At 69.5% G+C, this 22469-nt stretch carries 23 protein-coding genes and 3 tRNA genes; 20 read left to right on the top strand and 6 right to left on the bottom strand.

The annotated features are described in order from the left end of the window. Positions 1–8 precede the first annotated feature (8 nt). The gene (locus tag CHB84_RS05725; protein WP_089300447.1) at positions 9–212 is read left to right on the top strand and encodes a cold-shock protein; all 204 of its coding nucleotides are present in this window, start codon (positions 9–11) and stop codon (positions 210–212) included. Between the two features lie 83 nt (positions 213–295). Here the strand turns inward: CHB84_RS05725 and CHB84_RS05720 are convergent, their stop codons facing one another. Next, positions 296–679, bottom strand: a complete 384-nt coding sequence (locus CHB84_RS05720) for a hypothetical protein (RefSeq protein ID WP_141134585.1) — start codon at positions 677–679, stop codon at positions 296–298. Between the two features lie 446 nt (positions 680–1125). Between CHB84_RS05720 and CHB84_RS05715 the strand changes: the two genes are divergently transcribed. From CHB84_RS05715 to egtB, 5 genes are all read left to right on the top strand, one after another. Next, the gene (locus CHB84_RS05715) at positions 1126–1374 is read left to right on the top strand and encodes a hypothetical protein (protein ID WP_089300445.1); all 249 of its coding nucleotides are present in this window, start codon (positions 1126–1128) and stop codon (positions 1372–1374) included. 150 nt (positions 1375–1524) lie between these two features. Further along, a tRNA-Glu gene (locus CHB84_RS05710) sits at positions 1525–1597 on the top strand. A 13-nt stretch (positions 1598–1610) separates the two neighbouring features. Beyond that, positions 1611–1687: transfer RNA gene (locus CHB84_RS05705), tRNA-Asp, on the top strand. A 46-nt stretch (positions 1688–1733) separates the two neighbouring features. Then, positions 1734–1807, top strand: a tRNA-Phe gene (locus CHB84_RS05700). 567 nt (positions 1808–2374) lie between these two features. Beyond that, complete coding sequence (gene egtB, locus CHB84_RS05695) at positions 2375–3640, top strand: ergothioneine biosynthesis protein EgtB (RefSeq protein WP_089300587.1); 1266 nt, start codon at positions 2375–2377, stop codon at positions 3638–3640. A gap of 94 nt (positions 3641–3734) precedes the next feature. Here the strand turns inward: egtB and CHB84_RS05690 are convergent, their stop codons facing one another. Next, complete coding sequence (locus tag CHB84_RS05690) at positions 3735–4994, bottom strand: cation:proton antiporter (RefSeq protein WP_089300444.1); 1260 nt, start codon at positions 4992–4994, stop codon at positions 3735–3737. A gap of 261 nt (positions 4995–5255) precedes the next feature. Between CHB84_RS05690 and CHB84_RS05685 the strand changes: the two genes are divergently transcribed. The 3 genes from CHB84_RS05685 (at position 5256) to CHB84_RS05675 (ending at position 7794) form a co-directional block, all read left to right on the top strand. Beyond that, on the top strand, positions 5256–5690 hold the full coding sequence (locus tag CHB84_RS05685; RefSeq protein ID WP_089300443.1) for a VOC family protein: 435 nt from the start codon (positions 5256–5258) through the stop codon (positions 5688–5690). A gap of 152 nt (positions 5691–5842) precedes the next feature. Continuing rightward, positions 5843–6841, top strand: coding sequence for an FxLYD domain-containing protein (locus CHB84_RS05680; RefSeq protein WP_089300442.1), 999 nt, complete (start codon positions 5843–5845; stop codon positions 6839–6841). Continuing rightward, positions 6838–7794, top strand: a complete 957-nt coding sequence (locus CHB84_RS05675; protein WP_141134584.1) for a hypothetical protein — start codon at positions 6838–6840, stop codon at positions 7792–7794. Before CHB84_RS05680 ends, CHB84_RS05675 begins: the two co-directional genes overlap by 4 nt. A gap of 28 nt (positions 7795–7822) precedes the next feature. On the opposite strand, the gene CHB84_RS05670 is transcribed toward CHB84_RS05675, so the two are convergent. Together CHB84_RS05670 and CHB84_RS05665 are read right to left on the bottom strand one after the other, a co-directional pair. Further along, positions 7823–9211, bottom strand: coding sequence for an FAD-dependent oxidoreductase (locus CHB84_RS05670; protein ID WP_089300440.1), 1389 nt, complete (start codon positions 9209–9211; stop codon positions 7823–7825). 104 nt (positions 9212–9315) lie between these two features. Continuing rightward, entirely contained in the window at positions 9316–9672 is a 357-nt protein-coding gene (locus CHB84_RS05665; protein WP_089300439.1) for a cupin domain-containing protein, read from the bottom strand. Positions 9673–9781: 109 nt separating this feature from the next. On the opposite strand from CHB84_RS05665, the gene CHB84_RS05660 reads away from it, so the two are divergent. Both CHB84_RS05660 and CHB84_RS05655 read left to right on the top strand, forming a co-directional pair. After that, positions 9782–10684 (top strand): universal stress protein, encoded by a 903-nt coding sequence (locus CHB84_RS05660; RefSeq protein WP_089300438.1) that lies wholly within the window; start codon positions 9782–9784, stop codon positions 10682–10684. A gap of 187 nt (positions 10685–10871) precedes the next feature. Beyond that, entirely contained in the window at positions 10872–11786 is a 915-nt protein-coding gene (locus CHB84_RS05655) for a lipid kinase (RefSeq protein ID WP_089300437.1), read from the top strand. Positions 11787–11849: 63 nt separating this feature from the next. Here the strand turns inward: CHB84_RS05655 and CHB84_RS05650 are convergent, their stop codons facing one another. Then, positions 11850–12413 (bottom strand): flavoprotein, encoded by a 564-nt coding sequence (locus CHB84_RS05650; RefSeq protein ID WP_089300436.1) that lies wholly within the window; start codon positions 12411–12413, stop codon positions 11850–11852. Between the two features lie 256 nt (positions 12414–12669). On the opposite strand from CHB84_RS05650, the gene CHB84_RS05645 reads away from it, so the two are divergent. From CHB84_RS05645 to CHB84_RS05625, 5 genes are all read left to right on the top strand, one after another. Further along, the gene (locus CHB84_RS05645; protein ID WP_089300435.1) at positions 12670–13074 is read left to right on the top strand and encodes a nitroreductase family deazaflavin-dependent oxidoreductase; all 405 of its coding nucleotides are present in this window, start codon (positions 12670–12672) and stop codon (positions 13072–13074) included. Between the two features lie 166 nt (positions 13075–13240). Further along, positions 13241–14668, top strand: coding sequence for a lipase maturation factor family protein (locus tag CHB84_RS05640; protein ID WP_089300434.1), 1428 nt, complete (start codon positions 13241–13243; stop codon positions 14666–14668). Positions 14669–14800: 132 nt separating this feature from the next. Further along, positions 14801–15439, top strand: a complete 639-nt coding sequence (locus tag CHB84_RS05635; RefSeq protein WP_089300433.1) for a TetR/AcrR family transcriptional regulator — start codon at positions 14801–14803, stop codon at positions 15437–15439. Positions 15440–15487: 48 nt separating this feature from the next. Further along, the gene (locus tag CHB84_RS05630) at positions 15488–17293 is read left to right on the top strand and encodes a hydroxysqualene dehydroxylase (RefSeq protein WP_089300432.1); all 1806 of its coding nucleotides are present in this window, start codon (positions 15488–15490) and stop codon (positions 17291–17293) included. Positions 17294–17377: 84 nt separating this feature from the next. After that, positions 17378–17863: a GNAT family N-acetyltransferase gene (locus CHB84_RS05625; protein WP_245818578.1), complete on the top strand. Its 486-nt coding sequence runs from the start codon at positions 17378–17380 to the stop codon at positions 17861–17863. 55 nt (positions 17864–17918) lie between these two features. On the opposite strand, the gene CHB84_RS05620 is transcribed toward CHB84_RS05625, so the two are convergent. Beyond that, complete coding sequence (locus tag CHB84_RS05620; protein ID WP_089300430.1) at positions 17919–18290, bottom strand: hypothetical protein; 372 nt, start codon at positions 18288–18290, stop codon at positions 17919–17921. A 106-nt stretch (positions 18291–18396) separates the two neighbouring features. On the opposite strand from CHB84_RS05620, the gene CHB84_RS05615 reads away from it, so the two are divergent. The 4 genes from CHB84_RS05615 to CHB84_RS05600 all read left to right on the top strand — a co-directional run bounded on the left by CHB84_RS05615 (position 18397) and on the right by CHB84_RS05600 (position 22458). Further along, a complete protein-coding gene (locus tag CHB84_RS05615) occupies positions 18397–19281 on the top strand; it encodes a helix-turn-helix domain-containing protein (RefSeq protein WP_089300429.1) in 885 nt (294 codons plus the stop codon). Continuing rightward, positions 19256–19513, top strand: a complete 258-nt coding sequence (locus CHB84_RS05610; RefSeq protein WP_089300428.1) for a DUF397 domain-containing protein — start codon at positions 19256–19258, stop codon at positions 19511–19513. The genes CHB84_RS05615 and CHB84_RS05610 overlap by 26 nt, the downstream gene beginning before the upstream one ends. 33 nt (positions 19514–19546) lie before the next feature. Further along, a complete protein-coding gene (locus tag CHB84_RS05605; RefSeq protein ID WP_089300427.1) occupies positions 19547–21199 on the top strand; it encodes a helix-turn-helix domain-containing protein in 1653 nt (550 codons plus the stop codon). 182 nt (positions 21200–21381) lie between these two features. Further along, on the top strand, positions 21382–22458 hold the full coding sequence (locus CHB84_RS05600) for a class I SAM-dependent methyltransferase (RefSeq protein ID WP_089300426.1): 1077 nt from the start codon (positions 21382–21384) through the stop codon (positions 22456–22458). Positions 22459–22469: the final 11 nt, after the last annotated feature.

Here is a 22469-nt window from a genome sequence, read left to right as displayed (position 1 = left end):
GTAAAGCGGTGGCGCAAGGCACTGTGAAGTGGTTCAACGCCGAGAAGGGTTTCGGCTTCATCGCGCAGGACGACGCCGAGGGTGACGTCTTTGTGCACTACTCGGAGATCGAGGGTCGGGGGTTCCGGACCCTCGAGGAGAATCAGCGTGTGGAGTTCGAGGTAGGCCAGAGCCAGAAGGGCCCGCAGGCCCAGAAGGTTCGCGCTCTCTGACGCGGCGCGTCGACCCAGACTGCTCAGCCCCCGGTGGATCATTCCTCCGGGGGCTGAACCTGTTTCAGGGGGTTTTCGCCGGACTACCGCTGTGGCGTGCCGGTGGCTCCGTACGACTCCCAGGACAACCGATCCAGTACCCATCCGCGGACAAGGGTCTCCGCTGACACTCCGCGCTCGCCTGCGATAGCGGCCAGTTGTGCGGTGGCCGCCGGGGCCAGCCGCAGCTGCATCGGCGGTGCGTCACGCATGTGCAGCCCGGGATCGGTGGCCGGTTCCTCGGCGTCACGGAACGGTGTCGCATCGTCGTGGCCGGCCGGGTCCCCGGCCAGTGCCGCGATGTAACCCTCCAGTTCGTGGTCGGTCACTCGCTCGTCGTCGGTCGTCGGCGCTGCCTGACTCCGGTCGTCGCTGTCCGTCGGGTTCTTGTTGCGGCCGCGGGATCGGCCGAGTGAAGGGAATGGCACCGGGACAGGATAGCCGCGCGCTGCCAGTGTCGAAGGCCGTGCCGCGCCGGCAGCCGGGACGTTTGCCGGCGAAGGGTAACCATGATGTTTAGCCCCGCGCCGCGCGGGCAAACCAGTAAGAAGCCCCCGCGCCAGGGGGAGGAACGCGGGGGCCGGAGGGGATCTCCACAGGCGCTGACCGGGGGTGTGTCAGCACCCCGATTGTTACACGAAATACGGGTTCACGGCGAGCGATCGATGGGAAAATCTGCACCAGGCGGTCACCGAGAGTTCCTCCGTTCTGCCTTGTGCGCAAGGCAGAACGGGTGTAAGGGCTTCCCGGCGACCGGTGCAGGAACAACAGAGCGTTCTTGAGAGTTCACCCTGCGGGGGACTGTGAGTGCGACGTCACAGTATTAGCCTCGCGGCTAGTCGTCAGGAGCGCCGTGTTGAGTGGAGGAGGAACCATGAGTGGTTCTCTTGAAGTCCGCCAGTTCCTCATGCGTCAGGACGAGACGCGATCGACGGGCTCCGGCATGGGCGTTCCTTCGCAGCGTTCGTCCGGTGCTGATTCGCTTCGGATCTCCGACGATCAGCTCAAGCGGGCGCGGCGAGCCGTCGCCGGTAGCGCGCACGACGCCGAGGACTGCGCGCTGCTGTTGGACATGCTCGGGTTGCGGCCGGACGAGGACGGTGTCCCTCCCGTGCAACGGTGACACGGTCCGATGCAGGTCACGGCGTCACGTCGCGCTTAGTGGCACCCGCTGTGGTGCGCTGTGCGGGGGTGTCGTATGCTATTCGCGGCTCCCAGGGACGGACCGGCGGAACTCTGGGAACACGGTTGGCCGGTTAGCCGGACTAGCCGGGCTCCCATCGTCCAGCGGCCTAGGACTCCGCCCTTTCAAGGCGGCGACGCGGGTTCGAATCCCGTTGGGAGCACGGAAAACTACATGGCCCTGTGGCGCAGTTGGTTAGCGCGCCGCCCTGTCACGGCGGAGGTCGCGGGTTCGAGTCCCGTCAGGGTCGCCAACGTACTCCTCGGTGCACGGTGCGTGTCACCGTGCGAGGGATCCTTGGCCAGGTAGCTCAGTTGGTACGAGCGTCCGCCTGAAAAGCGGAAGGTCGACGGTTCGAATCCGTCCCTGGCCACCCCGCACAGAGGCCGCCTTGATGCAGGTCAGGGCGGCTTTTTGAGGTTCGGGGCCGGTCATGATCGGGTCGCGATCGCCCCTGCCTGCCCGCTGCTGTCCGATGCCTGGTGCACGTGGCTCGCACGAGAGCCCGTTACCTTCCTCGTCCCCTCCGCCCTTGCTGCTACTGAATCCGACGTCACGATTGCCGAGCTGACGGCGTCGAATATCGGGTTCATCCTTGTCGGCCAGGTGCTCTGGCCCCCGTCGGAGTGGCTCAGCGGCGTCGCCGTGACCGCGATCAACCGTCCGCTTGACGAGCGGATCATATGGTCTCGACGTGGGAGGCGGTTGGGGAGCCCGTCACGCCGCAGCCGCTCAATCGCGCAGCGCCGGACACGTGCCTGATCAGCAGTGACCCGGGCGTACAAGGCCGCTTCGCGTGCCTGCCAGACGACTCGCTCGTCATCGATGGTTCAACCACTCGGCTCCACGTACGCCATGCCCGGGACTCCCGATGCGTGCCATGATCGTCGGTAGGGCGGGTATACGGCCCGCCTTCGGCAAACGCAGGGAGGAGCGTTCCATGACGATGTTGGGGGCACAGACGATTCCGGCCATCACCGAACTGGCCGAGAAGTACGAGGAGGTGCGTGGGCTCACCGAGCGGTTGGCCGACCCGCTCTCGCCGGAGGACCAGACGGTCCAGTCCGCGCCCGAGGTCAGCCCCACCAAATGGCACCGCGCGCACACCTCGTGGTTCTTCGAGACGTTCCTGCTGTCGGCGACGGACACGGGATACCGGGAGTTCCACCCGCGATACTCGTACCTGTTCAACTCTTACTACAACACCGTCGGCGCCCAGTACCCGCGCTCGGAGCGTGGGCTCATCTCGCGCCCCGGCCTGAGCGAGATATCCGAGTACCGCGCGCACGTGGACGCGGCGATGCGCCGCTTGCTCGAACGGGAACCGGACGCCGAAGCGTTGCGGTTGATCGAGCTGGGGCTGAATCATGAGCAGCAGCACCAGGAGCTGCTGCTCATGGACATCAAGCATGTGCTCTCGTGCAACCCGCTGGCACCGGTTTACGCGGCGCTGGACACGCCGGAAGCGACCTCGGCGACGCGTCAGGGATGGATCGAGCACGGGGGCGGCTTCGTGGATGTCGGGCACAGCGGCGGCGGATTCGCCTACGACAACGAACAACCGCGCCACCAGGCGTGGCTGCATCCGTTCGCGTTGGCTGACTGCCCGGTCACCAACGGCGAGTGGCTGGAGTTCATCGACAGCGGCGGTTACCAGCGACCCGAGCTGTGGTTGTCCGACGGCTGGGCTACCGTGCAGTCCGAGGGTTGGTATGCACCGCTGTACTGGTCGCGATCTGGCGGCGAGTGGGAAGTGTTTACATTGTCCGGTCCTCGCGTGGTCGATCCGGCCGAGCCGGTCTGTCATATCAGTTACTACGAGGCTGATGCTTTTGCCCGCTGGGCCGGCGCGCGGTTACCCACCGAGTTCGAGTGGGAAGCCTTCGGTGCCCGGCAGCCGGTGGGCGGCAACCTTCTGGATCCCTCCGTGCTACACCCCCGGCCGTCCAGCCAGGGGCAGGGGCCGCGGCAGATGTTCGGCGACGTGTGGGAGTGGACGGGCAGCGCCTACCTGCCGTATCCCGGCTACCAGCCGCCCGCTGGTGCGATCGGTGAATACAACGGCAAGTTCATGGTCAATCAGCACGTGCTACGCGGTGGCAGCTGCGTCACGCCGTCCGGCCACATCCGAGCCAGCTACCGGAACTTCTTTCCGCCGTCCGCGCGGTGGATCTTCGGTGGCATGCGGCTCGCGCGCACGCTGTGAAGCGATCGCTACCACAGCTGCGGAGGCTCGGAACCAGGAAACGACATACCGGTCGGTCGCATCGGACTCGTGGCGCGCGGCCGCGAACGCGCCGTCACGTGGGGCGGTTGCGCACGTGGTGCTCCGTGACGGGGGAATGTTCGGGTGCCGTCGCCGGGTACTGGTTGGCTCGCCGCCCGAACGCCCGCGCCAGCGGCGCCGCGCTGATCCCGTGTGCGTACACGCTCAGCAGCACGGTGGCACTGGTGACGACCATGATCTCGTCGGAGACCGCGATCCCGGCATGCTCGACCACGAGCAACCCGAACAGGATCGAAGCCAGCCCGCGCGGCCCGAACCAGCCGAAGAACAGCATGGTCATCCACGTCACCCTGGTGCCGGTCATCGCGACGCAGGCCGCGACCACCCGCACCACGAGCAGGCTGAGCACGGCGTAGACGACGACCCGCCAGTCCATGTCCGCCAGCCGGGGACCGGCGATGATCGCGCCGAACATCGTGAACGTCGCGATGGCCAGCAGCTCGCCCTCCCGCTCGGCGAACTCGTGGACCTGCGGGCACTGGCTGCGTGCGACGGATCCGAAGCTCAGCCCGGCGACGAAGCTCGCGATGAACCCGTTTCCGGTGACCAGCTCGGCGCCGCCGTAGGCGAGGCCCGCGACGGCCAGTGCCGCCAGGCGCCGGTAGGTCGCGTTGATCCAGCCCGCCCTGTCGACCCGTGCGAGGAGCCGGCCACCGAGCAAGCCCGTCGTCAGCCCCACCAGCACACCGAGGCCGATCTGCTCGGCGGCGAACTCCACCCACGACGCGGCTGAGCCCGCACCGGACCCGGCCGTCCCAGCGGCCGCCGCGAACAGCAGCACGACGGGCAGGGCGATGCCGTCGTTGAGCCCGCTCTCCACGTTCACTGTCTGCCGGATCCGCACCGGCAACCGCTCGTCGAAGACCGCCGAAGCGCCGAGGGCGGCATCGGTCGGCACCAGCACAGCGGCCAGCAGCGCGGCCTCCCACACCCCGAAGTCGTCGAAGACGAGCAGCGCCGTACCCGCGCCGAGCGCGACGGCGGCGGGTATGCCGATCGCCAGCAGCCGCAACGGGAAGTGGTACTCCCGCCGCAACACGGGCAGCTCGATACGTGCCGCATCGGTGAACAGCACGAGCACCAGCGTGACCTCGGCCAGCACCCGGACGGTGGACTCGGTCACCGGGCCACCGATGACGTCCAGCCCCGCGGGACCGAGCGCGAGCCCGGCGGTCACGAAGACCATCGGCGCGGTCAACGACGTGCGTTGCACGCGACCGGAGACCAGCGCGTAGCCGACGATGAGACCGGCCAGCACGACCAGATCGATCACCGGCGTTGCCTTCCTCGGCTGACGGTAGTCGGGGTGTCGTGGCCGGTACGGCGCCCGGCCGCACGATCGGCCCGAGCCTAACCACTCGCACCGTCCGCGGATCGCCACGCCACGCGACGACACAGCAACGAGATCGAGCCGGCTTCCGCCTCGTCCCGATGAGTTCCGGTCCGGCAGCGGGTCGAAACAGTAGCCGGCTTGTCGGTACGGCGTGAGACTGTTCGAGAACCGGCCCGATAACTCACCTATCGAGGAGTAACGATGGCGGATCAAGACGTACCTATGCCAGCGGTGACACCGCACCTGGTCGTGGACGGTGCCGCGCAGGCGATCGAGTTCTACAAGGCGGCGTTCGGCGCCGTGGAGGCCATGCGGGTACCGGCAGAGGACGGGTCGGGCAAGCTGATGCACGCCGCCGTCACCATCAACGGCGGCCTGGTCATGCTGATGGACGACTTCCCCGAGTACGGGGACGGCAACGGTAGCTCCCCGCGGGCGCTCGGCGGGTCACCCGTGACCATCCACCTGGATCTCCCCGATGTGGACGCCACGTGGCAGCGGGCGGTCGACGCGGGCGCAACGGTGGCGATGCCGCTCGAGGACCAGTTCTGGGGTGATCGTTACGGTCAGCTCACCGACCCCTTCGGCCACACCTGGTCGCTGGCGAGCCCCACTGCTGCCGAGACCGCGGAATAGCAGGGCACGCCGGGCCCGGCCGTCCGGCGCCGCACACGTACAGCAGGCACGACGATTGATGCCGCTCTCTTCCCGGCAGTAGACTGAATTGTTTTGCCATCCGTGCCGCGCAGCGTGTGAGCCGGTCGAGCACACCGGAGGAGTGGGCGTCGATGCCCGGAAACGGCCTGTCGGGAAGGAGCCGCGCCGGCTGGGCCGTTGTTGCCGTCGTGTTGCTCGCGGTGATCCCGGCGTCCTCGCCGAGCTGGCCCGCCGGAACGGACGGTGCGACCGGCGTGGGAGCCGAGCACGTCGACCTGCCCGAGCTGCCCTCGCTGCACGAGCGTTCCCCGGAGCTGTACGACGAGCGGGACTGCCTGCGCGTGCCGCCGGACGACGGCGGCGAGGCCGACTGCGGCGCCGAGCCGCCGCCCGGTGAGACGGAGGCCGTGGCGCGGGTGACGGACCGCAACCTCGCCGGCTTCCGGGGCCCGCACTACACGACCGATGTCACCAGCGACGACGCCGTCGTGCTCGACTCCACCGTGCGCACCTCCGGGAAGGGGGAGTGGGTGGCCAGGGGTCTGGTGCGCAACGAGACCTCCGAGGACGTCGGGCAGGTGACGGTCCACGCCCAGCTGGTCGACGAGCACGGCGTGACGCTCTCGATGGCCTCGGCTGCGGTGCCGGTGGATCCGGTTCGCCCTGGCGAGCCGGCGCCGTTTGTGGTGGATGCGGACGTGCCCGCTGACGAGGTGTCCGAGGTGCGCTGGGCGGTGGAGCCGGCAGAGGTATCCACGGACTCCCCACGCGAGGCCGAGCTACTGCTGCACTGGCTGCGTTCGCACGGCGGGTCACGCGATGTCGCTGTCGGCAACCTGCTCGGCGACGAGGACGTCGGCGAGCGCCCGTACCTGCTGTTCGGGTCGGTACGAAACCACGCGGACAGCTCCATCGAACGACCGGCGGTGGTGATCGCGTGGCTGGGCCCCGATGGCCGTGTGCTGCACGTCGCCGAGACCCCGGTTGTCCGACCCGGCTCGGGTGAACGGCTGCCCGAGCTGGAGCCGGGGATGCCGCAGGCACTCGGCGACTTCCTGCACGCCGAACCCGCCGATCCCGGCGAGGACCTGAGCGGGAGGATGCCGATGCTGTGGGTGGTGGGCTCATGACGTGCTCGACGGTTCGTGGTGCCTGCCGCGCGATACTCGCGCTGGTGCTGGCGATGGGTGCGCTCGCGGCAGGCCCGCCGGCCGCGGCGGAACACGTCTTCGGTGACGAGCCGCTCGACGACGTGCTCGAGCACGCCGAGACGCACCGTGACTGCGGCCTGTCGCGCGACGAGCTCGCGGCGATGATGCTGGCGGTGGTCTGGCAGGAGACCGGGGCGCCGAGAGACATCGCCCCGTCCCCGATGACGCTCGGCCGCTGGGACGTCCAGCGAGGGTTGCACTCGTTCACAGACCCGGACGAGTCCCCGGACGTCTTCTGGCATGCCGGTGTGGGGATGTGGCAGTTCGACTCCGCCGGGTCCGGGGCGCACCTGCCGATCTCGGCCCGGATCAACAGCTGGCAGGCCGCGAACGAGGCCGCGCGGGTGATGAGCGCGCGCTACTGCGCAGCGGGTGGCAGCGAGACCGACCGCCGCCGCGCCGCGTGGCAACCCTGGGTGGGCTGCAGGGACGCCGCCGATCCGTGCGGGGACTGGTACCGCGAGCACTACGACGCGGACAGCGACACGCTGCACGGCATCGCCCGCGACTCCGACGTGACCAGGCACGGAGGCATGCGGCACCGCACGTGCCGCTGGGCTTCGTCACCGGCGGAGTGGGACTGCTGGTACGTCGATCCGGCGCGGGCACAGGGCTACTCCGCGTGGGCGGACCCGGACTGGGGACCCACCCCTGTCGCGTTGCCGTTCTACAGCCATCACATCGCCGTGAACCGGCAGGAGTACCGGCACTGGATCCAGGCCGACACCGGGTACGACACCGGCGTCCTCGTACGGCGCCAGCTCGGTGACGACGCGCGGCACGGCCTCGAATGGGACAGCCGCGAGCGGCTGTGCGACACCGGCGAGGAACGCGGTACCTGCCCACCGCCGTCGACCGAGCGCCCACGGTGACGTCGTCCGGCCGGGACGGGTCGTGCCGCTACTGCGGGTAACGGCGCGCGAGCTCCAGCAGTGACGGCTGGTCGGGAACCTTCACGCGGGGGCGGTTCTGGGCCTCGCCGAGCCGGGTCTCGTGGGTGTCCACGCGCAGCCAACCTGCCCAGTCGACGTAGTCGACACCGCGTTGCTCGAGCAGCCGGGTGATGCCGGTGCGGTCGTGTCGGCGGGTGCTCGCCCGGTCCGCGAGGTCGGTCAGCAGGCTGTTGACGGTCTCGGCCGCATCGTTCTTGTTCGTCCCGATGACGCCGCTCGGGCCGCGTTTCGCCCAGCCGGTGACGTACTCGCCGGGCTCCTGCGTGCCGCTGCTGTCGAGGACCCGCCCGGCGTCGTGCGGGACCGTGGCGGTGTCGTGGTCGAACGGCACGTCCGGTAGCGGGAGTGCCTGGTAGCCGACCGCGGCGAACACCAGGCCCACGTCGAGCGTCTCGTACTCGCCCGTGCCGCGAACCTTGCCGTCGTCGAGCAGTTCGTTGCGTTCGACGACCACACCGGCGACCTCGTTCTCGCCGAGGATCCGTACGGGGCTGTGCAGGAACCTCATGTGCACCCGACGGGGCTTGCCCTCCAGCGGCCGCTCGGCCCACTCGCGCAGCAGCGCGACGTTCTTGCGGAGCTGGCGATCGGCGGCCACACGCTGCTCGTCGTCCTCGGTCAGCACGAGCTCGCCGGGATCGATGACGATGTCGGCGTTGACCAGCTCGCCCATCTCGCGCAGCTCGACGGGGGTGAACTTGGCTTGCGCGGGGCCGCGGCGGGACAGCAGGTGTATGTCGGTGATGCGGTTGTCCCGGAACGTATCGAGCACGCGGTCGGGGACGTCCGTGCCGGCGATCTCCTCGGAGCTCTTGGCGAGCATCCGCGTGACGTCGAGGGCGACGTTGCCGGCACCGACCACGGCCGCGTGCCGGCAGCGCAGCGGGAAGTCGCGGCTCGCGGCGTCCGGGTGGCCGCAGTACCAGCTGACGAACTCCCTGGCTCCCGAGCTTCCCGGCAGCTCCTCACCGGCGACGCCGAGCTTGCGGTCACCCTGGGTGCCGGTGGCGTAGATGACGGCGTCGTAGTGCGCGCGCAGGTCGTCCCGCGTGATGTCCTCACCGAAGGTGACGTTGCCCAGGAAGCGGACGTCGTTGTCCTCGTCGAACGAGCCGTGCAGCACCCGGATGACCGACTTCATCTTCTGGTTGTCGGGCGCGACCCCGTAGCGCACCAGGCCGTACGGGGCAGGCAGCCGGTCGAACACGTCGACGCCGACCTCGACCGTCGACTCCAGCAGGGCGCGCACCGCGTACAGGCCGGACGGGCCCGCGCCGACCACCGCCACCTGGAGCCGGTCGCCACCCTGGGTGGACGTCGCATCGCTGGGACACATCACCGCCACCCTACGGCCCGTGGCTGAGCACGGTCGACTTCTCGCGTGCCGGTCCGCGGAACACGAGGGGTGCGGCCGGGTGCGGCCGGGTCCGGCCGCGGTGGTCAGATCCGCGCGCGCTCGGCGGTCAGCTCGCCGCCCGAGTCGCCGGTGTTGACGGTGCTGCTCGGTTCGAACAGCAATACCGATGTCTCACCCGCGCTGACCGGTTGGTGGTACACGCCGCGCGGCACCACGTACAGCTCGCCGGGCCCGAGGGTCACCTCGCCGGCGTCGAAACGGATGGTCAGCTCCCCGTCGATGACCAGGAACAGCTCGTCGGTGTCGGCGTGCTGGTGGCGGACGAACTCACCTTTCACCTTGACCAGCCGGACGTCGTAGTCGTTGACGGTCGTCACCGTCTTGGGTGACCAGTGCTCGTCGAACTGCGCCAGCTTCTCCGCGATGTTGATGCCCCGCATACCAGCAACACTGCCACAGCGCGCGCGACGATGTGGCACGCTCGGCTCCTGTGCCATGGGTGGACATGCCTGTACCTTTGGTGGGGAACGTCACTACTGGGAGGATTCGATGGACACGGTGGCGCACGAGACGGGCTCACTCGTCGTCGGGATCGACGGCTCCGAAGCTGCCTTGCAAGCAGCGCGGTGGGCGGCGCGGGAAGCCGCGCACCGCGAGCTGTCGGTGCATCTGGTCTACAGCATCAACCTCGCCGAGCTCTACACCGGCGTGATCCCGCCGACGGCCGACGTGCGCGAGGCGCTGCGTGAGGAAGGGACGGCACAGCTGCGGGCGGCCGAGCAGGCGGTCAAGCGGGCGGCCGATATCGAGGTCGCCACGCACCTGGAGTCCGACGCGCCCGCGGTCGTGCTGCGTGACGCTTCCCGTTTGGCGCACATGCTCGTCGTCGGATCCTCCGGCGGGGGCGCGATCGGGACGGCTCTCGGCTCGATCACGCTGAAGCTCGCCGGGCACGCCGAGTGCCCCGTTGTGGTGGTGCGTGGGGACACCTCCGCAGGCAGGACGCAGGGCCTGCCGGTGGTCGTCGGGGTGGACGGCAGCTCGCGTTCGGGGCCCGCACTCGCGTACGGCTTCCAGGAGGCGTCCCTGCACGGGTCCCCGTTGACGGCCGTGCACGTGTGGAGTGACGCGGACGCGGAGCGCATGCTCAAGTCGACCCGGGACTTCGTGGATTGGGAACCGATCAGGGAAGCAGAGGAGCGCTCGCTCGAGCAGATGCTGGCGGGCTGGACGGAACGCTATCCGGACGTCGAGGTGGAGCGCGTGGTCAAACGGGACAACCCGAAGCGTGTGCTGTCCGAGCTGAGCGAGCGGGCACAGCTCGTAGTGGTCGCGACCCGTGGCCGCGGTGGGTTCGCGGGCCTGCTGCTCGGCTCGACGAGCCACGCGCTGATCCACAGCTCCGCGTGCCCGGTGATGCTGATCGGACCGGAGTCCTATCCGGCCGAGTGATGCGCGGCCCGGCCACTCCCGGTACAGGCGCCGTGTGTGGGTATGCGCATTCCGGGTCGTTCGCGAGATTTTTCCGCGTTGAGTGACCGGGGGTGATTGTCCCCGGGAACTCACCGGGTTCATACTCGCGGACCGACTACGCTCCTCGGTGGACTTCGTGTCCGGACACGCGAGAGGAGCCGGGGTCGTGTCACGTACGCCTACCCGTGCAGCGCTCATCGTGAACACCCGTTCACGCACCGGCGCCAGCGCGTTCGTCACCGCGCGAGACAAGCTGACCCAGCTGGGCGTCCCACTGGAGTCGACGTACCCGCTGGAGGACCCGGCCAGGCTGGTCGAGACCGTCAACGCGGCGGTGGACGACGGTAGCGATCTCGTCGTCCTGGGTGGCGGCGACGGAAGTGTCAGCTCCGTGGTCGACGTGCTCGCTCACCGCGAGGTGCCGCTCGGGCTGCTGCCGCTCGGCACGGCGAACGACTTCGCGCGCACGCTCCACATCCCGACGGACGTGTCCGAGGCGTGCCGGATCATCGCCGCGGGCACGGTCGTCGACATCGACCTGGGATTGTGCGGGAACAACTACTACGTCAACCGGGCGTCCGCGGGGATCGGCGAGAAGGTGGCGCACGCGATGTCCCCGGTGTTGAAGAGGCGTCTCGGGACGCTGGCCTACCCGGTGGCGACGGTTCGTGCAATCGCCGAGCACCGCCCGTTCTCCGCGCGGCTGACGTTCCCGGACGGCGACCACCCACCCCAGGAGTTCCCCCGGTTGCTGCAGGTGTCCGTCGCGAACGGGCGCTACTACGGCGGTGGCCAGCTTCCCGCGCACGACGCCGGGATCGACGACAACACGCTGGATGTGTCGGTGCTCGAGCACGGCCCGCTTCGTGAGCTCGCGACCGTGGCGCGCAATCTCAAGAACGGGTACCCGGACAACCACCACGCCGAGCACTACCGCACGGCCCGCGTGCGGGTCGAGACGGATCCGTCCCTGCGCATCAACGTCGACGGCGAGGTCGTCGCGACGACGCCGCAGGAGTTCTCGGTGGCCCGCAACGCGCTGCACGTGCTTGTGCCGTCCACATGGGTCGATGGCGCGTAGTGCCGTGACGTAGCCCGCCCGCCGCGAGCGGAGCTGTGTTCGCGCGCCCGCCCTCGGCCGGGCTCAGCGGGCACGCACCGCGCGCGCGGCGGTGTCCAGCATGTGCTGCCACGGGAGCTGCTGGCCGGCAGGGGCCTGTCCGGGCTCGTGCAGCGGCCGGACGTCGGCACCCTCGACCAGCCACACGCCTGCCTCGTGCAGGGTGTCGTGATGGCCGCGCCATGCGGGGTGCCGGGCGTGTGCGGCGTTGATCCGGGGAAACAGCACGACCGGGACCGACGGCATGCCGAGCGCTTCGCACAGCTGCGTGAGGGCCTGGTTGTCGGCGATGCCCAGCGCGGCCTTCGCGACCGTGTTCGCGCTGGCAGGCGCCACGACACAGCAGTCGGGGTCGGGATGCGGGCGTGGGTCACGGGGTAGGCGCGGCCTGCTGCGGACGGGCAGTCCGGTCGCGTGTTCCAGCAGGGGGATCTCGCCGAGATCGTCCAGCCATGTCGCCGCGGTGGGGGTGAGCGTGACCGTCACCCGCCAGCCTGCGGCGAGTGCGGGCTCGACGAGCCCGGTCCGGAGTTCCCCCAGGCCGCCCGCAGCACTTGCGGTCACCGCCAGCACGGGTGTCCCCGTCATCGCACCGTCCCTGCTCGTGGAGTCGTGTGGTCGCCGTCGAAGGTAGCCCACCCGGACTCGCTGGGGGCGAACGACCGGGCCTGCGGCGTCTCTCGCGGTTCGGTGCGAGTGCGGCGCGTGCGCCCGACTGTCCCGAGGGGCCGGTCCATTTCGGGCCGCCGCGCGCGAACGCGGCCGGCCGGCGCGTGCACGGCGCAACCGCCGATGGATCGGTAGTCTCAACCTCGAACACCGTTCCCGTCCGGAAGGGGTATGCATGCTGTTCGGCGACGAGCACGTCCGGCGCTACGAGGAGACCGACGGCGAGGTCGGGCACATCTGGTTGAAGGACACTCCGGTACTGATCCTGACCACGACCGGCCGCAAGAGCGGCGCGACCAGGAAGTCGGCGCTGATCTACCAGGAGTACGGGGACAGCTACGTGGTGGTGGCCTCCAAGGGTGGTGCGGACACCCATCCGGACTGGTACCTCAACCTGCGCGAGAACCCGCGGGTCGAGGTCCAGGTCGGGGCGGAGACGTTCGCGGCCGAGGCGAGAACGGCCGATGCCGAGGAGCGTGCCGAGCTGTGGCCGAGGATGGCCGGGGTCTGGCCCGACTACGACAAGTACCAGGCAAGCACGGACCGGGAGATCCCTGTGGTGGTGCTCGACCGGGTGTAGCGAATCAGCCCGCGGGGTAGCCCTGGCCCGCGTCCGACACCGCGCCCCGGGTGTCGCGCCCGCAGTGCGTGTGGAGGCCCGGCGCGTGACACTGGGCCCGGGCGCTACCACACGTGGCGGGTTACCGTCCACGGTGGAACGTGAGCGTCGACGAAGGGGGTGGCGCGTGGACTGGTTCGGTGCCGAGAGCTACTGGGTGAGCAGCGTCGTCTTCCAGCGCGGGCTCGCGCTGATCTACCTTGTCGCGTTCCTCGGCGCGGCCCTGCAGTTCCGGGCGCTCATCGGCTCGCGGGGGCTGACCCCAGTCCCGAGGTACCTCGAGCGCGTGTCGTTCCGGTCCTCGCCGAGCCTGTTCCACCTGCACTACTCGGATCGCTTCTTCGCGGTGGTGGCCTGGACCGGCGCGGCCGTGTCCGCCGCGCTGCTGCTCGGACTGGGTGACGGCCTGCCGCTGTGGGCGCACATGGTGGTGTGGGCACTGCTGTGGGCGCTGTACCTGTCGATCGTCAACGTCGGCCAGGTCTGGTACGGCTTCGGCTGGGAGACGCTGCTGTGCGAGGTCGGCTTCCTGGCGATCTTCCTCGGGCCGGCGATGATGGAACCGCCGTTGCTGATCCTGCTCGCGTTGCGCTGGTTGCTGTTCCGGGTGGAGTTCGGCGCAGGCCTCATCAAGATCCGCGGTGACCCGTGCTGGCGGGACCTGACCTGCCTGTACTACCACCACGAGACCCAGCCCATGCCCAACCCGTTGAGCTGGTACTCCCACCACCTGCCCAAGCCGCTGCACCGGGTGGAGGTCGCCGCGAACCACGTCACGCAGCTAGTGCTTCCCGTGCTGCTGTTCCTGCCGCAGCCGGTGGCGGGCATCGCCGCGATCGTCATGATCGTGACCCAGCTGTGGCTGGTGGCCAGCGGGAACTTCTCGTGGCTGAACGTGCTGACCATCGTGATCGCATCCTCGGCGATCAGTGACGGGTTATGGACGGCGCTGCTGCCGGTCACCCCACCGGCGGAGCTGGAGCAGGCACCGTTGTGGTTCCGGGTGGTGGTGCTGCTCGTCGCCGCGGTCGTGGTCGTGCTCAGCTACGGGCCGGTGACGAACATGGTCTCGCGGCGGCAGGTGATGAACCGCAGCTTCGACCCGCTGCGCCTGGTCAACACCTACGGCGCGTTCGGCAGCATCACGCGGCGGCGCGACGAGATCGTCCTCGAGGGCACCGGCGACGCAGCGCCGGGCGCGGACACCGAATGGTTCGAGTACGAGTTCAAGGGCAAGCCCGGTGACGTCACGCGGCGTCCCCCGCAGGTGGCGCCGTACCACCTGCGCCTGGACTGGCTGATGTGGTTCGCGGCGCTGTCGCCGAGCATGGCGGGGCCGTGGTTCCGCCCGCTGGTGGCCAAGCTGCTGGAGGGCGACCGCGACACGCTGAAGCTGCTGCGGCACAACCCGTTCCCCGAGCAGCCGCCGACGCACGTGCGGGCGCGGCTGTACCGCTACCGATTCACCACTCCGGGCGAGCGGCGCGAGACCGGCGCGTGGTGGCACCGCGAGCTCATCGGCGAGTTCCTGCCACCGGTGTCGCTGGGCGGGTGAACCGGCTGACCGGCATCCCGATCGAGGTACCCCTTCGGGACGGTTCGTATATCTGTTGACGCTCCGACGGTTAGAATTGTACTTTGTTCAACAGTATTTGGCGGCTCGACAGCCCAGCGCGGTGGAGGCGGCATGGCCGAGACCGACCGGCCCGGGACACCGGAAGGTGCGCGGCTGGGTTCGGATGAACGCCGTGACCAGATCCTGGCGTGCGCGCGACGCTTGTTCGGCGAGCGGGGGCTCGACGGGGTGTCCAATGCGGACGTCGCGAGGGCGGCGGGTGTCAGCAGGGCGCTGCTCAACCACTACTTCGGCTCCAGGCGCGAGCTGTATCGCGAGGTCGTGCGCCGCATGATGGACGTACCGCCGGTGCCGGTTCCGGAGTACGTGCCGGGCGCGAGCGTGGAGGACCGGGTCGCGCAGAGCCTGGACGGGTGGCTCGAGCTTCTGAGCCGCAACCGGAGCATCTGGCTGGACGCGATCGGCATCGCCGGATGCGGTGGCGACGAGGAGCTGGAAGCGATCATCGACCAGGCCCGCGACCGGGCGGTGAACCGCGCCGTCGAGGTCACCGGGTTGGGCCCGGTGGTCCGCGCACATCCCGAGATCCACGCCGTGCTGCGTGGCTTCAGCGGGATGGCCGAGGCCACGACGCGGGAGTGGCTGCGGCACGGCCGGCTGACCCGCAAGCAGGTACACACCCTGCTCGAACGCACGTTACTGACGATCATTCGAGACGTCGTACCGGAGGTCACCGCCCTCGGCGAGTAGTGAACCCGTCGCGCTGGGTTCCGGTGACGGCAGTACGGGAGGACGATCATGACGGAAGCCAGCGCGGGAAGGGCGCCACACTCGCGCCGACGGTTTCTCCGCACGGCGACAACCGTGGGCGCCGCCACGGCGGCGACGCTGAGTGCGGGCCCGGGGCAGGGCTGGGCGGCGACAGAGAGGCAGGGGCGCGACGTCGCGGTGCTCGGTGCCGGGGTGGCCGGGCTGACCGCCGCGCACGAGCTGGTCGAGCGCGGCTATTCCGTGACCGTGTACGAGCGCAAGGCGCTCGGCGGGAAGGCCCGCAGCATCCCGGTGCCCGACTCCCCGGCCGGAGGCCCCGCGCTTCCCGGGGAGCACGGGTTCCGTTTCTTCCCCGGCTTCTACCACGACCTCGGGGACACGATGCGGCGCGTTCCGTTCCCGGGCAACGCGCAGGGGTGTTGGCAGAACCTCACCCGGGCGACGAGCTACCTCGGCGCGCGTGCCGGCCGGGCCAACCTGACTGTGCCGTTCCCGGAGCCGTTTCCCCCGCGGCCTTCCCCGTACACGCCGGAGTCGTTCGCGGAGACGGTGCGCTCGGTTGCCGAGACGTCGTTTCGCCTGCCGCCACACGAGGCCGCGTTCTTCGCGCAGAAGGCGGTTGTCTACGTAACCAGCTCGGATGAGCGGCGCCTTGGGCAGTGGGACGCCCTGCCGTGGAGTGATTTCGTGCGGGCGGATCGTATGTCCGACGAGTACCGTGCCTTCTTCGCGGACGGCATGATTCGCAACTTGGCCGCCATGAAGGCTGACGAGGCCAGCACCCACTCGATCGGGCTCGTCGGCGAAGCCACCGCCTGGAGCGCCATGGGGCGGGGCAACGAGGAAGGCGGGTCGGTCGACCGGGTGCTGGACGGTGCGACGAGCGAGCGCTGGCTCGACCCGTGGGTCGAGCATCTGCGTGACCTCGGGGTGCGCTTCGAGGTCGGGTGGGCGGTCGAGAAACTGCTGGTCGACGACGGTGCGGTGCGTGCAGCTACCGTGAGCCACACCTCCGGCAGGACCGAGCAGGTGCGCGCGGACTGGTTCGTCTCCGCTATCCCCGTGGAACGGTTCACGGCCCTGCTGACACCCGAGGTTCTCGACGCGGCGCCCGAGCTCGACACGGTCCGCGAACTCGGTACCGACTGGATGAACGGGTTGATGTTCTACCTCACCGAGGAAGTGCCGATCACCCCGGGACACGTCAACTACGTCGACTCGGGCTGGGCGGTCACCTCGATCAGCCAGGCACAGTTCTGGAAGCGCGACTTCTCCACGTACGGCGACGGCACCGTCAAGGACTGCCTGTCGGCGATCCTGTCCGACTGGACCTCTCCCGGGATGTTCAACGGCAAGGCCGCACGGGACTGCAGGCCGGACGAGATCGCGCGCGAGACGTGGGCCGAGATCAAGGCACACCTCAACGGCTCGGGCACCGAGGTGCTGACCGACGACATGCTGCATTCCTGGTTCCTCGATCCGGCCGTCATCGACCCGGGGACGCCGGAGGTCCGTAACGATGAACCCCTGTTCACCCAGCTTCCCGGGTCGTGGGCCGACCGGCCCGGTTCGGCGAGCGGGATTCGTAACCTGTTCCTGGCGGGTGACTGGGTCCGCAACGACATCAACGTCACCACGATGGAAGGAGCCAACAAAGGGGGGAGGCAGGCGGTGAACGCGCTGCTCGACACGGCAGGGTCGGGTGAGCCGCGATGCCGGGTCACACCGCTGTTCCGGCCTCCGGAGTTCGAACCGTTCAAGCGAGTTGATCAGCAGCTGTACCGCGCGGGCCTGCCGAACCAGTTCGATGTCATGGATCCGCGCGCCCCGTGACCGAGAGCATCGCGTGCGTGCGGCCGGTTCGCCTCGGTTGAGATATGGATGCCTTCCGGGGCCGGTTCGACGTACAGTGCGGACGTGCATATCCGTCCGTACACCGTCGAGGACTGGCCGAGGATCTGGCCGATCTTCCGGGAGATCGTCTCCGCGGGGGACACCTACGCCTACGACCCCGAGTGGTCGTCGGAGCAGGCGCAGGACGTGTGGGTGGAGGCTCCGCCCGGCACCACCGTCGTCGCCTGCGAGGGCGAGGAGGTGCTCGGCACGGCGAAGATCGGGCCGAACAAGGCCGGACCGGGCTCACACGTGGCCACGGCGGCGTTCATGGTCTCCTCCGGAGCGCGCGATCGCGGACTCGGCCGCACCCTCGGTGAGTACGCGCTGGAATGGGCTCGCGAGCAGGGATACGCGGCGATGCAGTTCAACTCCGTCGTGGAGTCGAACCACGCGGCCGTGCGGCTGTGGAAGGAGCTGGGATTCGAGATCGTCGGCACCGTCCCCGAGGCCTTCGAACACCCCACGCTCGGCCGCGTGGGGCTGCACATCATGCACCTGCGGCTGTGAGGGGCTGCGCGATGGAGTTCCATCGCCGACGTGGGTGTGGTACCGGCGTGTGCGGTCACGGGTCAGAAGCGATGACGGCGGTGTGCGGCTGGGCACGTCCGAGCCGTACACGCTCCTGTTCACCGGCGACATACAGGGCGTGTGTGGTGCTGCCCGTGGCGTTGAGGCGGGCGTGCACGGCCGAGACGGTGCGGCACGGCCACGGCTCGCCGCAGTCGCAGGTGCCGGGCTGTGCCTCGGTGTGCACGCGGAACACCTGCCGGATGGTCTCGACGAGCTCGGGGATGACGTCGCGGGCGATGTCGGCGTCGGTTTCCGTCCACCCTGCGGTCTTCATCGCCAGGTACTCGGTCTCGTCGAGGTGCCCGTAGAGGTCCTGCCGCAGCAGGTGGAACGCGTCGGCGCGGGTGAGGGCTGTGCTGTCCATGGATGCCAGTGCATCCTGTGACGGTGGGACACCGCATTCGTCCGCTTGAGTGAAATGACGGTTTTGTCCACCGGACACAACGTGTCGTCTCGCTACGGTGCCGGTCATGGAGGATCGAGCACCCACCATCCGGAGCCGGGAGCTGGGCGAGGGGCTGCGCCAGGCGATGACCTACGCCGGGTACCACGCCAGCGAGATCGCCCGCCTGCTCGACTGGTCGCCGAGCAGGGTATCCCGGTTGCTGTCCGGCAAGCGCGGCGGCACGGGCTACGACGTCTCGGCCTTCCTCGCGGTGTGCGGGGTGAAGGGAGCCGAGCGGGACCGGCTGATGGCGCTGACCGTCGACCAGGACAAGAAGGGCTGGTTCCAGCAGCACGGTCCCGTGCTCCCCAAACAGGTCCGGACCCTGATCGACCACGAGAGTATGGCGTTGTCGATCAGCGACTTCCAGACTGTGGTCGTGCCGGGCTTGTTGCAGACCGGGGACTACGCGCGCGCCGTCATCGACGGCAATCGGCGGGTGCCTGTCGATGAGATTGATGATCGGGTGGCGGCGCGGTTGGCACGGCAGAGCCTGTTGAGCCGACGTCAGGCCCCAGCCTGCGCCTTCTTCTTGCATGAGTTCGTGCTGCGCACACCTGTGGGCGGTCCGATCGTGATGTCCGACCAGCTTCATCACTTGCTACGCGTCGCCATTCGTCCGCACATCGCATTGCGAGTGCTACCCGCGCACGTCGGCGCCCACGCCGGGATGTCGGGTCCGTTCACGTTGCTGGATGTGAAGGAGTTCAAGCCGATCGTCTACCTGGAGAGTGAGACGTCCAGCCTGTTCCTGGAGCTTCCCGTCGAGATCGATGCGTACCGCAACATCCTTGCCACGCTGGAGGACACCGCGCTGGATGAGGGACAATCGCGGGAGCTGATCGCCTCCGTGGCGACGGAACTCTACGCGGATGGAGAGAGCGATGATCACCCCGGCCGAGCGGGATAGCTTCAGCGACGTGGCATGGCGGACCAGCAGCTACAGCGGCAACGGCGGCAACTGCGTCGAGGTCGGCTGGCGCAAGAGTACGTACAGCGCGGCGAACGGGGGTTGCGTCGAGGTCGGCTGGCGGCGGGACGCCGAGGCGCTGGTGCGCGACTCCAAGGCACCGTCCGGTGGTGCCCTGCGAGTCGCCGTGCCCGCGTGGCGCGCCTTCCTCACCGCTCTCGACCGGCGCTGAGCCCGCTACCGGCCGCGATACCGGGCGTCGAGGGTGGATGGCACGGAGCTGGGCGAGACGCTGGGGGCGGCCCGGGACGCCTACCGGCGCCGCGACTGGCGCACGGCCGCGGAGTGCTTCCGCTCCGCGGCCGACGAGCACTCGCTGTCCACTGACGACCTGTACGCGCTGTCCCAGTGCGCCTGGTGGCTGGGGGAGATGTCCGACTGCGCCGCCCTGCTCGAACGGGTACACCGCGCTTACCTCGACGAGGGGGATCAGGCCGCTGCCGCGATGGCCGCGCTGGAACTCGGGGTGGATCACTTGCTGCGCGGGGACGAGCCGGTGGGTTCGGGCTGGCTCGGCCGCGCCGCCCGGCTGGCCGAAACCGTGCCCGAGGGGCCGGTGCATGGCTACCTGCGCTACATCTTGGAGGTCGAGGCGCAGCTCGGCGCGGCCGAACTCGACGGGGCCGTCGATGCGGCGCGCCGCGTCCGGGACCTGGGCCGTGCACACGGCGAGACGACCCTGGTGGCCTGCGGGCTCAACGGCGAGGGCCGGGCACTGATCAGGTCGGGCGAGGCAGGCCGTGGCCTCGCTCTGCTGGACGAGGCAATGACGGCGGTGCTCGCCGGGGAGGTCGACGACGCCTGGGCGGGTAACCTGTACTGCAACACCATCGCGGCCTGCCACGAGCTGGGTGATTTCCGGCGGATGGCACGGTGGACGGAGCTGACCGAGCGGTGGTTGGAGACACTTCCCGCGGCGGCGCTGTTCGCGGGTATTTGCCGGGTGCACCGGGCGCAGCTGGCAGCACTCGCCGGGGACTGGGTGCGCGCCGAGCGAGAGGCTACGCGCGTGTGCGAGGAACTGGCGGGGATTTCCGTGGCCAACGTCGCCGAGGCCTGGTACGCGATCGGGGAGGTCCGCCGCAGGCGGGCCGACCTGGACGGTGCGGAGCAGGCGTTCTCCGCCGCGCATGCGCACGGGCGCGACCCGCAGCCGGGTCTCGCGCTGCTACGGCTCGGGCAGGGACGGATCGAGGCCGCGCACGCGGCGATCCGGACGGCGATCGCTGCGGCGGGCGGCGAGCCGTACCCGCTGGCCACGCTGCACGCGGCTCGGGTCGAGATCGCCGTCGCCGCCGGGGATACCGCAACGGCCCGCGCGGCGTGCGCGGCGTTGGAGGAAGCGGGCGCGAGCGGGACGGGCCAGGCGCCCGGCGCGATGGCAGCCGCCGCGCGCGGCACCGTCGAGCTGGCGGAGGGCAGGGCGGAGCGAGCCCTGCCGTACCTGCGGCAGGCGTGTCGTGCGTGGCGGGAGCTGGACGCGCCGTACGAGGCCGCCCGCACGTGTGTTTCGCTGTCCCGCGCGTACCGCGCGATGGGGGATGCCGAGGCGGCCGGACGCGAGGCTCAGGCTGCGGCCACCCTGTTCGCCCGCCTCGGAATCGACGCCGCGACCGGGCTCGGCGAGGCGGGTGGCGGCGGTGCCGGTTCGTACGGGCTGTCCGACCGGGAACTGGAGGTGCTCGGGCTCGTGGCCGAGGGGCGCAGCAATCCGGAGATCGCAGAGGCGCTGTTCATCAGCCGCAAGACCGTCGCACGCCACCTGTCGAACATCTTCACCAAGCTCGGGGTCGGATCACGCACCGCCGCCGCACGATACGCGTTCGAGAGGGATCTCAGCGCGGACCTCACCGAGTAGGACCGGGTGTCAGGGCCGGCCGTGCCCATCGGTACCCACCACCGGATCGGTGCGAATGGGTCATCCGCCCGATGCGTCGCTGGTCCACGTCGCGCATGCTGGCTGCCGAGGGTGGGCAGGGCAGTGATCGGCACGTCCGGCCCGCCCGGCCGATGTCCAGGAGTGAAGGAGATGACGACACGATGACCGCATCGCAGCAGCTCGACCAGGCACGGGTCGATGAGTTCATGGGAAAGATGGTCGAGGTGCTCAGCGGCGCCAGCGTCGCGTTGCTCGGCAGCATCGGCCACCGGCTCGGGTTGTTCGACACCCTGGCGGAGCTGGGGGACGTGCGCAGTGAAGAACTCGCCGAGCGGGCCGGACTGCAGGAGCGCTACGTACGCGAATGGCTCGGGGGTGTGACCACGGGCGGGATCGTGGAGTACGACCCGGACGCCGGCACCTACCGGCTTCCCGCGGAGCACGCCGCGTGCCTGACTCGCGCCGCGGGTCCGGACAACTTCGCCACGATCCTGCGGTTCATCCCGCTGCTCGCCCAGGTCGAGGGGCAGGTGACCGACGCGTTCCGCGAGGGTGGCGGGGTCGGCTACGCGGCGTTCCACGACTTCCACGCGCTCATGGCCGAGCAGAACGGCAAGGTCTTCGACGCCTCGCTCATCGACACGATCCTCCCGCTGGTGGACGGACTACCGGAGCGGCTCGCGCGCGGCGTCGACGTGGCCGACATCGGCTGCGGCAGCGGCCGCGCTCTCAACATCATGGCGGAGGAGTACCCGGAAAGCAGGTTCGTCGGCTACGACTTCTCGGAGGAGGCGATCGCCACGGCCCGCACGGAGGCGGAGGAGCGTGGGTTGTCGAACGTGCGTTTCGAGCTGTGTGACGTCACGACGCTGGATGTGCCCGGCGCGTTCGACGTGATCACCGCCTTCGACGCGATCCACGATCAGGCACGGCCCGCCACCGTGCTCGGCGCGGTGTACCGGGCGCTGCGGCCGGGCGGCACATTCCTGGCCGCTGATATCAAGGCGTCCAGCTACCTGGAGGACAACCAGGACATCCCGTGGGCGCCGTGGCTGTACACGGTGTCGACGATGCACTGCATGACCGTGTCGCTAGCACTCGGCGGGGACGGGCTCGGCACGGTGTGGGGCCGTCAACGGGCCGTGGGGATGCTCGACGACGCCGGGTTCTCCCGCGTGGACGTCCGGGAGGTCGAGACTGATCCGTTCAACCTGTACTACGTCGCGGGGAAGGACTGATGCGGCACGCC

It is taken from the genome of Haloechinothrix alba, from assembly GCF_900188115.1.
In the GTDB taxonomy this organism is placed as follows: domain Bacteria; phylum Actinomycetota; class Actinomycetes; order Mycobacteriales; family Pseudonocardiaceae; genus Haloechinothrix; species Haloechinothrix alba.
The sequence above is the reverse complement of the archived record's forward strand: the minus strand, read 5'-3'. Positions and strand labels throughout refer to the sequence as shown.